This window comes from Streptomyces sp. NPDC015346 (assembly GCF_043078785.1).
In the GTDB taxonomy this organism is placed as follows: domain Bacteria; phylum Actinomycetota; class Actinomycetes; order Streptomycetales; family Streptomycetaceae; genus Streptomyces.
On sequence record NZ_JBIBTW010000003.1, the window covers coordinates 341,121 to 354,655 of the forward strand.

At 71.2% G+C, this 13,535-nt stretch carries 11 protein-coding genes; 9 read left to right on the forward strand and 2 right to left on the reverse strand.

Annotated features, from left to right (window positions below; translation table 11 throughout):
- Nucleotides 1-92: 92 nt before the first annotated feature.
- The 6 genes from ACF06X_RS12485 (at nt 93) to ACF06X_RS12510 (ending at nt 8,225) form a co-directional block, all read left to right on the forward strand.
- On the forward strand, nt 93-863 hold the full coding sequence (locus tag ACF06X_RS12485; RefSeq protein ID WP_392287210.1) for an IclR family transcriptional regulator: 771 nt from the start codon (nt 93-95) through the stop codon (nt 861-863).
- A gap of 320 nt (nt 864-1,183) precedes the next feature.
- Nucleotides 1,184-2,539, forward strand: a complete 1,356-nt coding sequence (locus ACF06X_RS12490) for an MFS transporter (RefSeq protein WP_392287211.1) — start codon at nt 1,184-1,186, stop codon at nt 2,537-2,539.
- A gap of 25 nt (nt 2,540-2,564) precedes the next feature.
- Complete coding sequence (locus ACF06X_RS12495; RefSeq protein ID WP_392287212.1) at nt 2,565-3,629, forward strand: Rieske 2Fe-2S domain-containing protein; 1,065 nt, start codon at nt 2,565-2,567, stop codon at nt 3,627-3,629.
- Nucleotides 3,626-4,795 carry a PDR/VanB family oxidoreductase gene (locus ACF06X_RS12500; RefSeq protein WP_392287213.1) on the forward strand — a complete coding sequence of 390 codons (1,170 nt, stop codon included), beginning with the start codon at nt 3,626-3,628 and terminating at the stop codon, nt 4,793-4,795. The genes ACF06X_RS12495 and ACF06X_RS12500 overlap by 4 nt, the downstream gene beginning before the upstream one ends.
- A 387-nt stretch (nt 4,796-5,182) precedes the next feature.
- Nucleotides 5,183-6,136, forward strand: coding sequence for an immunity 49 family protein (locus tag ACF06X_RS12505; protein ID WP_392287214.1), 954 nt, complete (start codon nt 5,183-5,185; stop codon nt 6,134-6,136).
- A gap of 259 nt (nt 6,137-6,395) precedes the next feature.
- The gene (locus ACF06X_RS12510; RefSeq protein ID WP_392287215.1) at nt 6,396-8,225 is read left to right on the forward strand and encodes a SpoIIE family protein phosphatase; all 1,830 of its coding nucleotides are present in this window, start codon (nt 6,396-6,398) and stop codon (nt 8,223-8,225) included.
- 64 nt (nt 8,226-8,289) lie between these two features.
- Here the strand turns inward: ACF06X_RS12510 and ACF06X_RS12515 are convergent, their stop codons facing one another.
- The gene (locus ACF06X_RS12515) at nt 8,290-8,583 is read right to left on the reverse strand and encodes a YkvA family protein (protein WP_392287216.1); all 294 of its coding nucleotides are present in this window, start codon (nt 8,581-8,583) and stop codon (nt 8,290-8,292) included.
- A gap of 208 nt (nt 8,584-8,791) precedes the next feature.
- Here ACF06X_RS12515 and ACF06X_RS12520 point away from each other — a divergent pair, with 208 nt between their 5' ends.
- Entirely contained in the window at nt 8,792-9,493 is a 702-nt protein-coding gene (locus ACF06X_RS12520) for a GNAT family N-acetyltransferase (RefSeq protein ID WP_392287217.1), read from the forward strand.
- 82 nt (nt 9,494-9,575) lie between these two features.
- Here the strand turns inward: ACF06X_RS12520 and ACF06X_RS12525 are convergent, their stop codons facing one another.
- Nucleotides 9,576-10,523 carry a methionyl-tRNA formyltransferase gene (locus ACF06X_RS12525; RefSeq protein ID WP_392287218.1) on the reverse strand — a complete coding sequence of 316 codons (948 nt, stop codon included), beginning with the start codon at nt 10,521-10,523 and terminating at the stop codon, nt 9,576-9,578.
- A 260-nt stretch (nt 10,524-10,783) separates the two neighbouring features.
- Here ACF06X_RS12525 and ACF06X_RS12530 point away from each other — a divergent pair, with 260 nt between their 5' ends.
- Together ACF06X_RS12530 and ACF06X_RS12535 are read left to right on the forward strand one after the other, a co-directional pair.
- Entirely contained in the window at nt 10,784-12,136 is a 1,353-nt protein-coding gene (locus tag ACF06X_RS12530; protein WP_392287219.1) for a lysine N(6)-hydroxylase/L-ornithine N(5)-oxygenase family protein, read from the forward strand.
- A 152-nt stretch (nt 12,137-12,288) separates the two neighbouring features.
- Nucleotides 12,289-13,326 (forward strand): iron-siderophore ABC transporter substrate-binding protein, encoded by a 1,038-nt coding sequence (locus ACF06X_RS12535; RefSeq protein WP_392287220.1) that lies wholly within the window; start codon nt 12,289-12,291, stop codon nt 13,324-13,326.
- Nucleotides 13,327-13,535 lie beyond the last annotated feature (209 nt).

Sequence of the window (13,535 nt, forward strand, 5' to 3'; positions counted from 1 at the left end):
TCGGTGAGGGCGCCTTGGAAGACTCGCTCGTACGTGAGCCGCAGCATGCCGATGAGGAGTCCTCACCGGCGGCGGACGGAGGAGGCGCCCCGATGACCCGTCGCCGCGGCTCCGAGTCGGCCACCGGACCCGTGCTGGGCCGCGCCCTGCAGATCCTCGGGGCGTTCAGCGCGAGCTGCCCGGAGATGACGTTGAGCCAGCTGTCCCGGCGGTCCGGGCTGCCGGTGTCGACCGTGCACCGGATGCTCGGTGAGCTCATCGCCTGGGGAGCGCTGGAGCGCGGTGACCAGGGGTACTACCGCGTCGGCCTGCGGCTGTGGGAAGTCGCCTCCCTCGCGCCGCGCGGACAGGGCCTGCGCGAGCGGGCGCTGCCGTTCCTGGAGGACCTCTCCCAGATCACCCGGGAGAACGTTCAGCTCGCGGTGCGCGAGGGTACGGAGGTGGTCTTCGTCGAGCGCATCGCGGGGTCCGGTGCGGTGCCCGTGCTGACGCGCGTGGGCGGGCGTTTCGCCCTCACGGCCACCGGCGTCGGGCTGGTACTGCTCGCGCACGCCCCCGCCGAGGTGCAGGAGCAGGCGCTCGCCGGCCCCTTCGAGCGCTTCACGCCCCGCACGGTCACCGATCCGCGCGAGCTGCGGCGCATGCTGGCCGAGACGCGGACCCATGGCTACGCGGTCAGCGACCGCCAGGTCACGATGGACGCCCTGTCGGTCGCCGCCCCGGTGCACGGCCGTGACGGTGGAGTGATCGCCGCGGTCTCGCTGGTGGTACGCCACGGCAGCACCTCCGCGCACGCGCTGGCCCGGCTCGTCTGTACCAGCGCCCGGGCGATGTCCCGCGCCATGATCACGCCGCAGGTCTGAACCCCGCCGTCCCGCGCCTGAGCTTCCGTACCGCCCATGCCGTGTGGCGAGCCGAGCCCCAGCGGCCAGGGCCGGTGTTTCGCAGATGTTTCCCGGCATCCGGCAAGACCCATGGTGACCCGAGGGCGCCGACCCCACGATGGTCCGCACCGGTCGACGCCCGGCCCCGGTCCGCCGGGGCCGCACCCGTGCCCACTCCCCGTAGGCCCTTGCGGAGGGTGTCGACGACCACCACGCAGTCGACAACGGAGTGCTGCCATGGTTCTGCCACCCTCTTCTCCCCAGCCTTCCGGTTCTCCCCATCCTTCCGGAACCGTCCGGTGACCGGCCCCTCTCTGCGCGCCGCCCTCGACGAGGGGCCGATGAGCCGCTTCCAATGGGGCGCGATCGCGGTGTGCGTCCTGCTCAACATGCTCGACGGCTTCGACGTACTCGTCATGGCCTTCACAGGAAAAGCCGTGTCGGCGGAGTGGGAACTCAGCTCTTCCGAGCTCGGGCTGCTGCTCAGCGCGGGCCTCGTCGGCATGGCTCTGGGCGCCCTCTGCGTCGCCCCGTGGGCCGACCGGATCGGCCGCCGGCCGGTCATCCTCGGCTGCCTGGCGCTGGCCGCCGCCGGGATGCTGCTCTCCTCGGTCAGCCAGTCACCCGCCCAGCTCGGAGCGCTCCGCGTGCTCACCGGCGTCGGCATCGGAGGCGTCCTGGCGGGCAGCAACGTCATCGCCGGCGAATACGCCTCCCGCCGCTGGTGCGGGCTCGCCGTCAGCCTCAACTCCACCGGCTACGCGGTCGGCGCCACCGTGGGCGGGCTGCTCGCGGTCGGCATGATCGGGCAGTTCGGCTGGCGTTCGGTCTTCCTGACCGGCGGCCTGGCCACCGCCGTCGCCGTCCCGCTGGCGTACTTCTGCCTGCCCGAGTCCGTGGACTTCCTGGCCTCCCGCAGGCCGAAGGGCGCCCTGGAGAGGATCAACGCCCTGGCCCGGCGCATGGGCCAGCCGCCGCTGGAGAGCCTGCCCGAGCCCACCGCCGGACCGTCCGGAGTCGGGGCAGGATTCCGCGAGCTGCTCTCACCCGCGCTGCGCCGCTCGACGCTGCTGCTCTGGTCCGCGTTCTTCCTCGTCATGGCCGGCTTCTACTTCGTGACCAGCTGGACGCCGACCCTGCTGGTCGAGGCCGGCCTGTCCGGCACCCAGGGCCTGACCGGCGGGACACTGCTCAACCTCGGCGGCATCTTCGGCGCGGCCGGGCTCGGGGCCCTCGCCGCCCGCTACGCGCTCCGCTCCGTCCTGATGGCCTACCTGATCACCACGGCCGTGATGCTGTCCGCCTTCATCGCCTCGACGTCCTCGCTGGGGGCGGCCTTCGCCCTCGGCGCGGTGATCGGCCTGTTCGCCAACGGCTGCGTGGCCGGTCTGTACGCCCTCACCCCGGCCACGTACGGCCCAGGAATCCGGGCCACCGGACTCGGCAGCGCCCTCGCGGTCGGCCGCGTCGGCGCGATCCTCGCCCCGACCGTCGCGGGCGGCATGCTCGACGCCGGCTGGACCCCGCAGAACCTCTACCTGGCCGTCAGCCTGATCTTCATCACCACCGCGGCCCTCCTCCTGCTGCTGCGCCCCGCCACGGCAGCGCACACGGAGCCCGCCGCCGCGGCCCCGGCGGCCGGCACCACGCACTGAACACCCCACTCCGGAAGGAACGATCATGACTGCCTTCGTACGCGATCAGTGGTACGTCGCCGCCTACGGCCGCGAGGTCGGCCGAGAGTTGCTCGGGCGCACCGTACTGGGCGAACCGATCCTGCTGTACCGCACGGAGGACGGCCGGCCGGTGGCGATGTCGGAGCGCTGTGTGCACCGGCGCTTCCCGCTGTCGCAGGCGCCGAGCCGGCTGGACGGCGACCGGGTGGTGTGCGGGTACCACGGCTTCACCTACGGCACCGACGGCGGCTGCGTCTCCGTGCCCGGCCAGCAGCGCGTCCCGCGCACCGCCCGCCTGAAGACCTACCCGGTCGTCGAGCAGGACTCCTTCGTGTGGGTGTGGATCGGCGACCGCGAGCCGGGGGACACCCTGCCGCCCCGCGCCCCGTGGATGGACTCGCCCGACTACACCGTCGTGTCGGGCATGGAGCCGATCGACGCGGACTACGGGCTGCTCGTCGACAACCTCATGGACCTCTCCCACGAGACGTACCTGCACGGCGGTTACATCGGCACGCCCGAGGTGGCCGAGACGCCCATCACCACCGAGGTCGACGACACGGTCGGCATCGTGTACGTCAGCCGCCACATGGACGACGCCGAATGCCCGCCGTTCTACGCGAAGTCGACGGGCATCGAGGGCCGGATCACCCGCTGGCAGGACGTCGAGTACCACGCGCCCTGTCTCTACCTGCTCCACTCACGCGTCGCGCCCGTCGGCGCACCCGGCCCGAATCCGGACGGCAGCGACCCGCACGCCTTCCACGTCGAAGTCGTCTACGGCATCACCCCGTCGACGGAGAAGACCACGTACGACTTCTGGGCCGTGGCCCGCGACTTCGCCCTCGACGACCAGGACGTCACCGACTTCCTGCGCACCAACAACCACACGGTGGTCATGCAGGACGTCGTGGCCCTCAACGTGCTGCAGAAGTCCCTGGACTCCGAGCAGGCCGGCTACCAGGAGCTGAGCATCAACATCGACACCGGCGGACTCGCCGCCCGCCGCATCCTCGCCCGCCTGGCAGCGCAGGGGGCCGCGACGCAGGCCCGGGCGGTGGCCCCATGACCCCCCTCCACCCACCCGCCCTCTCCGGCGAGAACGTCCACCGCGTCCACTGGGTGCTCGGTACCGACCGGCTGCTGGCCGTCTGTCACTGCGGTGCGCGGCGGGAGTTCGAGGACCCGGTGGAGCTGTGGGACTGGCTGCTGGGCCACCCCGAGGACCACCGCCCCGGCCTCAACCGCCCCGGCCTCAACCGCCCCGGCCTCACGAGTCCGCGACGCACCGAGGTCGAGCTCGACCTGACTCTGGTGCGCAAGGAGCCCCTCGCCGAGGGCGTCGTCCGGCTCAGCCTGGCCCACCCCTCCGGCGAGCGGCTGCCCGCGTGGAGCCCCGGCGCCCACATCGACCTGGTGCTGGGCCCCGACCTGGTACGGCAGTACTCGCTCTGCGGGGACCCGGGGGACGCCTCCGTCCTCCAGGTCGCCGTGCTGCGCGAGCCGGAGAGCCGGGGCGGTTCCCGCTATGTGCACGACACGCTGGCCGAGGGCGACACGGTCCGGGTGCGCGGCCCGCGCAACCACTTCCCGCTGGTCGACTCCCCCCGCTATCTGTTCATCGCCGGCGGCATCGGCATCACACCGGTCCTGCCGATGATCGCCGCCGCCGAGCGGCGGGGCGCCGACTGGCGGCTGGTGTACGGCGGACGCAGCCGCGCGGCCATGGCCTTCGCCGGGCAGCTCTCCGCGGACCACCCGCGCCGGGTGGAACTGTGCCCCCAGGACGAGACCGGCCTTCTCGACCTGGACGGGCTGCTCGGCAGCCCTGCCCCCGGCACCCTCGTCTACTGCTGCGGTCCCGAACCCCTGCTCAACGCGGTGGAGCGGCGGTGTGCCTCCTGGCCGGAGGGCACGCTGCACATCGAGCGGTTCACGCCGAAGGCGCGGGAGGACGACGCCCCTTCGGCCTCCTTCGAGGTGGAACTCTCCCGGAGCGGCATCACGGTGACCGTCCCACCGGACAAGACCGTCCTCCAGACGGTCGAGGAGGCCGGTGTGCGGGTCCTGTCCTCGTGCCGGGAGGGCACCTGTGGCACCTGCGAGACCGCGGTCCTCGACGGGGTGGTGGACCACCGCGACTCCCTCCTCACCCCCGCCGAGCAGGCCCGCAACGACACGATGTTCCTCTGCGTCTCGCGCGCCGCCTGCCCGCGCCTCGTCCTGGATCTGTGACCCACCCCACCGGCATCGCCGGGAGTCCGTTCCCGCTCGACGACGTCGGCGAGGCGGCGGCCCGCGGCGCTGCGGCTGGAGGCGAAGGGGGTGAGGGTCATCACCGGCATGATGCGACGCATCGCGAACCGGGACAGGTGGTTGGCGAGCATGGTGATGCGAAGGTGGCCTCGAACCCGTCGGGTCCCTCGGTCAGCGCGTTCGTGTACTGCGTGCCGGCGTTGCCCACGAAGCCCCGCAGCGGCGGCAGTTCACCGCGGTCGAGCCCTGCGGCAGCCGTCTTGAGTGGGTGCGCCCTCCAGTGAGGTCGGGCGGGCGGGGAGCGGTGTCCGAGGCCGCTGATAGCGTGCCGCTCGATGGTGGATCGATCGTGAAGGGACGGCACTTGTGCGGGAAGTGGCGGTTCACGAGCTGAGCGAAGCACGCATGGCTCAGGCTCTCGACGACATCGAGGGGCGTGCCTTCGGGAGGTGGCACAGCATGCGTTACGGCAGCTTCCGCCTCGACCGGCTGCGGGACATGGCCGACGAGCTGCTCGATCACGTCGCCGCTCGGACGGTGGCGGAGCCCGGACTCGACGACACCTCGCGCCTCGCGTTGCGGACCGCCGCGGAGTGCTCGTTGGGCGTGATCAGCCTCGGCTGCTACCCCGACGGAGACCAGGAGATCAGTTTCCCGCTCGTCGGACAGGAGCTGACCAGCGAGGAGTTGGCGTTCCAGGACGTCATCGACGAGGCACCCACGGCTCGTACGTGGCTGGATTCGTTCGCAGCGGTCGTGGTCAGCGGACTGGTGTGGGACTGGCAGCGGGTCGCGGGGCTGCTCCTGCGCGGTGACTTCGCCCGCGCCATCCGCGAGGGAGTGCCGTATTCGAGGCACCCTTCGACGTCGGAGCCGGCCGACCTGGCCGCGATGGACTCGCTCTGTCTCTACCTGACCGAGGCGAGCGGGCACCTGCCCCGCGACTGGCCGACCGTACCGCTGCGCAAGCCGGATCCGCAGGAGCGAGCCGGCGCCGCCGAGCGCCTCGACGCTGCCGCGCCGCTGACGCCGGATCAGCGACTGCTGCGTGTCCTGCTCGACGACGACCGACCCGCCTTCGAGCGGGCTCTCGCGGACCGGCTCGTCGTCCACCGCGAGAGCGTGGGCCCGGACCCGGCACCGCGCACGCTGTTGCCGCTCGACGCCCTCGCGCTGACGACGCTCGCGGTCCAGGTGCACGGATGGGATCTGGACGTCCGCTCCGCGTACCTGCCGCACGGCATCACAGGCCGCCCGGACGCCCTTCAGCGCGCCGCGGACGCGGGAGCGAACAGCCTCGGGCACTGGTACGCGAAATAGGCGCGGGGCGTCACACCCTCGCTACGTCCCGTACACGCACTACGCGAGTAGCGGCGGCGAGAACCAGCGGCGAGCGCCGGACGGCGCGGACCTCCCTGTGCGGTGACGGTGAGTGACTACCCCCGGCGTGTGTCGGCAGTCCGATGCCGTCTCCGGCCCGGTCCGGCCGGGTTCCCGTGGCCGGATCGGCGCAATCGGACGGGAAGAGGTGCATGCTGGGCACCAACAGCGGTCGAGTTCGTGTCTGGAGGCCGAAACATTGAACGGCGGCAAGGGGAGACGGCGCCTGACCAGCCGCGCCTCGGCCGGGAGGGGTGCCGTGGCGCGCCGCTCGGCCGGCGCCCGTAGGCGGCTCGGCCGGAGCCCTGGAGAGGTCCCCCTCGACCGGATCACCACACGCGGCCGGCTCGCCTGGCTGAATTCCGCCGGCTCCAGGATCGGCACCACCCTCGACCTGGAGCGCACCGCACAGGAGCTGGCCGAGTTCACCGTGCCCAGCTTCGCCGACGGCGCCGCCGTCGACATCCTGGAGAGCGTCCTGCGCGGCGACGAGGGCTCACGCTGGACGGGTACGGGCGTCCCGCTCATGCGGGCCACCGCGATCTGCGCCATCGAGGAGCTGTCCTCCCTGGAGCCCACCCCCGTGGGCGAGACCTCCGCCCGCGCGGAAGAGGCGCACGAGACGCTGCTCCACCGCTACTGCCTGCGGCAGGGCAGGCCGGTGCTGCTGAGCCGGATGAGGAACGACGACTACATCAAGGTCGCGCCGACGGAGAGCGCCGCGGCGAAGATGCGGGCCGCCGGAGTGCACAGCTATCTCGCCGTGCCGCTGATCGCCCGCGGGCTGCTGCTCGGCAGCGCGGACTTCGTCCGCGGCCCCGGCACACCACCGTTCTCCACCACCGACCTCGCACTGGCGGAACAGCTGGCCTCCCAGGCCGCCGTCTACATCGACAACGCTCGTCTGTACGGGCGCGAGCGCGAGCACGTCGTCTCCTTGCAGCGCACTCTGCTGCCGCGCGCGACCCCGGTCACGCCCGGGCTGCGTGTGCAGGCCGAGTACGCCCCCTCGACGGCCCACCACGGAGTGGGCGGGGACTGGTACGACGTCATGGCCCTGCCCGGCGGACGTACGGCCCTCATGGTCGGCGACGTCATGGGCCACGGGCTGCCCGCGGCTGCCACCATGGGGCGTCTGCGGACCGTGGCCCGCACCCTGATGACCCTGGACATGGCTCCGGAGCGTGTCCTGGCCCGGCTCGACCTCGCCACGCGCGACCTGGAGGACGAGCAGGTCGCCACCTTCCTCTGCGCCGTGTTCGACCCGGCCGACTCCACGTACACGCTGGCCAGCGCCGGGCACCTGCCACCGCTGCTGCTCGACGGACAGGGCTCCGCCGAGTTCGCGGACGTCCCCATCGGCGCGCCGCTCGGCACGGGAGTGATTCCGTACGACCCGATCCGGCTGACCGTCCCCGAGGGCGGCAATCTGGTCATGTACACGGATGGTCTCGTGAAGTCCCGGCAGGCGGACCTGGACCACCAGTTGAACCGGCTGCGATCGGCGGCGCGCGGCCTGACACCCGAGGCGCTCGAAGGCGGCGGCCTGATCGAGTGCGCCCCTGCCGACACCGCCACCCGTTTCGACGAGGCCGTGCTCCTCATCGCGACGACCGCCTCCGCCGCCTCGACCGCCTCGACCGCCTCCGACCACCCGGCCGACCTGCGCGAGTGGCAGCTGCCGCGGGAAGGGCGCGCGGCGTCCGTCGCCAGGGGCCTGGTCACGGAGCAGCTCGCGGCATGGGATCTGACGGAGCTCGCCGACGTGTGCGAACTCGTCGTCTCGGAACTGGTGGGCAACGCCCTGCGGTACGGCAACGGCCCCGGCCGACTCCGGCTGCTGCGCGGCGAGCGCCTCGTCGTGGAGGTCTCGGACACGGGACCCGACCTGCCCCAGATCCAGCACGCGGACCTGAGCGACGAGGGCGGCCGGGGCCTCCAGCTCATCAACATGCTGTGCCGCCGATGGGGCTCCTGCCGCACCGTGACCGGCAAGGTGGTCTGGGCGGAACAGAACCTGCCCTCCTGAGGCCGGCCCGGGGGGACCGGCCACGGAGGCCTCCACCCGGACACCCCTCCACCCGGACACACCGTCAGCGGGGCAGCTCCTTGGGCTCCGCCCCGCTCCGGGCGGCCGCCGTGTGCAGCGCCCGCAGGGCGACCAGGAGTACGCCGATGTCGTCCAGGTAGACGGGGTCCGGGATCAGGTCGATCGGCGAGACCGTGTAGACCACCGCTGCCCAGAAGAGGGCCTTGGACCGCAGCGGGACACCGGCGTCCAGCAGCTGCCTGCGAGCCTGGAAGACGCGGACGAGCAGAACGGCCGCGAACCCCGCCACCACGAGCAGGAGAAGCACGGCCACGACGAGCCAGAAGGTACTGTCCATGCCGCTCTTCTACCCCGTGACGCCGTGACGTCCCCGGTCGGGTCGGTCGGGCAGGTCGGGCCGGGGAGCCCGTCGGCCGGGGTGCGGGCAGCGGTCCGGTAGCGTTGTCCGGCCCAGGGGAGACCGTCGGGACGGTACGGTCCGAGCTCGTCGGCGCCGAGTGGCCCGGGCGACCGGCTCCCGCGCACGACACGAGAGGTACAGCGAGATGAACTGCGACGACCCGGCACTTGACGACCCGGTGGGCCAGTCACTCGGCGGTCATCACGCGCGTTTCGCCCGCCGGCTCGGCCGGGCCGCCACATACGAGCCGGGAGTCGCGACCTTCTCCGCCGTGTCCACCGACGCGGACGAGGCGGCCTGGGACGACCTGGCCCGGCTGCTCGGTCCAGGTGAACTCGCCGACATGTTCAGCTGCCCGGTCGGGCAACCGTCCGGCTGGGAGCCGGTCTTCGACCTCGAGGGCCGCCAGATGACATGGCCCGGCAGGGGTCGGCCCGTTCGCCCTCGCGCCGGGACGGACATCGGTGTGGTCGAGCTGGGCGCGGAGGATGTGCCGGAGATGCTCGATCTCGTCGCGCGGACCCGGCCGGGACCCTTCTGGCCGCGCACGCACGAACTCGGCACCTACCTCGGCATCCGCGACAACGGCACGCTGGTGGCGATGGCGGGCGAACGGCTCCGGCCGCCGGGCTGGACCGAGATCAGCGCTGTCTGCACCGCGCCGGAGGTACGCGGTCGCGGATACGCCGCCCGTCTCGTGAGCGCGCTCGTGGAGCGGATAGTGGCGCGCGACGAGCGCCCCTTCCTGCACGTGGCCGAGGCGAACAGCGGCGCGATCGCCCTCTACGAAGGCCTCGGCTTCAAGACCCGGCAGCACGTCACCTTCCGCGGCTGGCGTACTCCCTGACGGTCCCGGTGTCATCGCCGGTCGCCGGCCCACCCCGGGACCGTCCGGGGTGGGCCGGTGTTCTTGAGGGGGTCCCCAGGCGTCAGGGACGGCTGGTCAGATAGCCGCCCATGGAGGTGAAGTACTCCGTCGCGGGCATCTCGCGGCCGTCCTCGGTCCGCACGCGGGTGATCGCCAGGCCGTGGTTGCGGCCCGTGCGGGCGTCGGCGCCGGCGACGATCACCACGCCCTCGCCCTCCCGGTAGAAGATGCGGCCCGGGGTGCCGCCGTAGCGGCCTTTGGACACGACGGCGGAGACGATCTCGAGCCGCTTCCCCTTGTGGAAGGTGAAGGCGCTCGGGTACGGGGCGGACTGGGCGCGGACCAGGCGCTCCAGGACCTCGGCGGGCCAGTCCCAGTTGACCCGGATGTCGTCTTCGGCACGCTTGTGGAAGAAGGTGGCCTGCGAGCGGTCCTGCTTGGTGAACTCGGTCTCCCCGGCGGCGATCCGGGCGAGGGCGCCGATCGTGACCGGGGCGATGAGGTCGACCGTCTTGTGGAAGAGGTCGGTGGCCGTGTCCGTGGGCTCCACGGCCACCGCGCGCTGGTCCACGATGTCGCCGGCGTCGAGCTCCTCGTCCATCATGTGGGCGGTCACGCCGACTTCGGTCTCGCCGTTGATCAGAGCCCAGATCAGTGGCGAGAACCCGGCGTACTTGGGCAGCAGCGAATCGTGGACGTTCAGCGTGCCGTGCCGGGGCAGCGTGTAGATGCGCGGCGGGATCCAGGTGCGCCAGTTGTTGGCCACGATGATGTCCGGGTCGGCCTCCTTGAGCTGCTGGAACAGCTCCTCGTCGTCCGGCCGGTTGCGGATGATCACCGGGACGCCGTGCTTCTCGGCGAGGTCGGCGACGGAGTCGCTCCAGATCTTCTCGTAGGCGTGCTCGCTCTTCGGGTGGGTCACGACCGCCACCACGTCGTGCTCGGAGTCCAGGAGCGCCTGCAGGGTGCGATGGCCCCAGGTCTGATAACCGAACATGACGACCCGCATAGGGGTTCCTCCTCAGAAAAGCGATTGACCGGGATAAGTAAAGCAAGCCTTACCTAAGGATGCAACGAGCCCGAATTTCCCGCCCACTTGGAGGGGGAACGACTCTCGTGTCCGTTTTGCCCCGTCGACAGCCCGGCCAGATCAGGTTAGCTTTACCTAAGTTCCGCTCGGCAGTCGGGTCACCGGCGTGCCCGGGCTCCGCCGTTCCCCACGCCTGACAGCACGCCTGACAGGCGGCTGTCCCGCACGATGGGAGTGACATGTCTCAGGCTCTTCCTGACGACGCACCACTGATCCACGACCTCATAGGCATCGGCTTCGGGCCGTCCAATGTGGCCATGGCGATCGCGCTCAGCGAGCACAACGCAAGCGTCGGAAGGCAGGAGGCGGTCACCGCTCACTTCTTCGAGCGGCAGCCCCGCTTCGGCTGGCACCGCGGCATGCTCATCGACGACGCGACCATGCAGGTCTCCTTCCTCAAGGACCTCGTGACGCTCCGGAACCCGAGCAGCGAGTACACCTTCCTCCGCTACCTGCAGAGCAAGGACCGGCTGATCGACTTCGTCAACCACAAGAACCTCTTCCCGCTGCGCGTGGAGTTCCACGACTACTTCGAGTGGGCGGCGGCCAAGGTCGACGACATGGTCTCGTACGGCCACGAGGTCGTCTCCGTCGAGCCCGTCGTACGCGACGGTGTGATCGAGTACCTCGACGTGACCGCCCGCTCCGGCACGGAGACCGTCGTCCACCGGGCCCGTAACCTCGTCGTCGGTACGGGACTGCGCCCGCTCATGCCCGAGGGCGTCGAGCGGACCGAGCGCGTCTGGCACAACTCCGACCTGCTCGCCAAGGTGGACGGCCTCGAGGGCACCGACCCCTCCCGCTTCATCGTCGTCGGCGCCGGCCAGAGCGCCGCCGAGAACGTCGCGTACCTGCACCGCCGTTTCCCCGACGCCGAGGTCTGCGCCGTCTTCTCGCGCTACGGCTACAGCCCGGCCGACGACAGCGCCTTCGCCAACCGCATCTTCGACCCCGCGGCGGTCGACGAGTACTACACGGCGCCCGACGACATCAAGCGCAAGCTGATGGACTACCACGGCAACACCAACTACTCCGTGGTGGACATCGACCTGATCGACGACCTCTACCGGCAGGCGTACCAGGAGAAGGTCCTCGGCACCGAGCGCCTCCGCTTCCTGAACGTCTCGCGCCTCACCGACGTCGAGGAGAAGGCCGACACGGTCACCGCGACCATCACCTCCCTGGTCACCGGCGAGCAGAGCCGGCTGGACGCCGACGTCGTCGTGTGCGCCACCGGTTACGCGAGCGCCGACGCCGTCGGCCTCCTCGGCCCGGTCGCGGACCGCTGCCACCGTGACGACCAGGGCCGCGTCCGGGTCGAGCGCGACTACCGCCTGGCGACCGACCCCGAACTGCGCTGCGGCATCTACCTGCAGGGTGGCACCGAGCACACCCACGGCATCACGTCCTCCCTGCTGTCCAACACCGCGATCCGGGTCGGCGAGATCCTCGACTCGATCCTCGACCGGACGCCGAAGCCCGTCCTCGACGAGGTCCGGCCGGTCGCCGACGGAGTCGGCACCGCCCGCTAGCCCCCGACCCGGGGAGTCCCGTACAAAGGGCCCCCGGGCTCCCCGGGATCACCCTCACCCCCCACACCCCGCCCGGCCCGCCGGTAGCGCCGTCGTACACGGCGGTCCGGGCACGCAGCACGCACCGTGAAACCCCCGTGAAAGGAACCACCGTGTCCACTGGTACACGCCCCGCGCTGACGCGGCTCGTCAGAAACATCCCCCGTGCCGCCGTGGCGGCTGTGGCCGCGTTCGCCCTGACCGCCTGTGGGGGCGGTACGGAGAAGGCCGAGTCGAAGCCCTCGGACGGCGCGGGCACGAAGTCCGCCGCTTTCCCGGTGACGGTGGAGCACAAGTACGGCAGCACGACGATCGACGCCGAGCCGAAGAAGGTCGTCACGCTCGGTCTGTCGGATCAGGACGCGGTGCTCGCGCTGGGTGTGAAGCCGGTCGGTTCGGTGGACTGGTTCAAGGAGCAGCCGTACGGCAAGTGGCCGTGGACGAAGGACCTGTGGGGTTCCGCGAAGCCGCAGATCGTCGGTGAGCGCGACGAGTACAACGTGGAGAAGATCGCGGCGCTGAAGCCGGATCTGATCGTGGCGCAGTACTCGGGCATGAAGAAGGAGCAGTACGACACCCTGTCGAAGATCGCCAAGGTCGTCGCACAGCCCAAGGGCCACGAGGACTACCAGGCGCCCTGGCAGGACATGACCCGCCAGATCGGCAAGGCGCTCGGCAAGAACGCCGAGACCGAGAAGCTGATCGCCGGCATCGACGCCCGCTTCAAGGCCGTCCGCGACAAGCACCCCGAGTGGAAGGGCAAGACGGTCACCGTCGGCGAGCCCTACGAGCCCGGCAAGTTCTCGGCGTTCTCGCCGAAGGACCCGAAGGTCATCTTCCTGTCGGAGATGGGCTTCACCACCTCCGAGAAGTACCGCGCCGCCCTCGGCAAGGAGAACATCGCGGACCTCAGCGTCGAGCGCCTCGACGTCATGGAGGCCGACCGCACGGTGTGGCTGGGCACCCCGGACACCGAGAAGGCCATGAAGGCCGACCCGCTGTACAAGAAGACCAAGGTCCACCAGGAGAAGCGCGACCTGTTCCTCCCGTACGACAGCCCCGACATCGGCGCCGCGCTCTCCTTCAACACCGTCCTGTCGATCCCGTACGCCATCGACCAGGTCGTCCCGATGCTCGAGGCCATCAAGTAGGTCCGGCAAGGTGCCGACTCCCCGCGGCACCCCTCCCGGGGCGACCCGCCCACCCCCCACGGCCGTCAGGCCGTGGGGGGACCCCCGGTGGGCCGACGCGGTTCGTCGGACACCTCCACGGGGCGGTGGCGGCGGCCGCGCGCTCTCCGACCCGGCGACGACCGACCACCGACCCACCACCGACGCACCACAGACGCACCACCAGGGAA

Excerpts from the sequence above, each read along its gene's own strand:
- ACF06X_RS12500 (WP_392287213.1), top strand. The coding sequence starts at position 3,626 with ATGACCCCCCTCCACCCACCCGCCCTCTCCGGCGAGAACGTCCACCGC.
- ACF06X_RS12525 (WP_392287218.1), bottom strand. The coding sequence starts at position 10,523 with ATGCGGGTCGTCATGTTCGGTTATCAGACCTGGGGCCATCGCACCCTG.
- ACF06X_RS12495 (WP_392287212.1), top strand. The coding sequence starts at position 2,565 with ATGACTGCCTTCGTACGCGATCAGTGGTACGTCGCCGCCTACGGCCGC.
- ACF06X_RS12515 (WP_392287216.1), bottom strand. The coding sequence starts at position 8,583 with ATGGACAGTACCTTCTGGCTCGTCGTGGCCGTGCTTCTCCTGCTCGTG.
- ACF06X_RS12485 (WP_392287210.1), top strand. The coding sequence starts at position 93 with ATGACCCGTCGCCGCGGCTCCGAGTCGGCCACCGGACCCGTGCTGGGC.
- ACF06X_RS12530 (WP_392287219.1), top strand. The coding sequence starts at position 10,784 with ATGTCTCAGGCTCTTCCTGACGACGCACCACTGATCCACGACCTCATA.
- ACF06X_RS12520 (WP_392287217.1), top strand. The coding sequence starts at position 8,792 with ATGAACTGCGACGACCCGGCACTTGACGACCCGGTGGGCCAGTCACTC.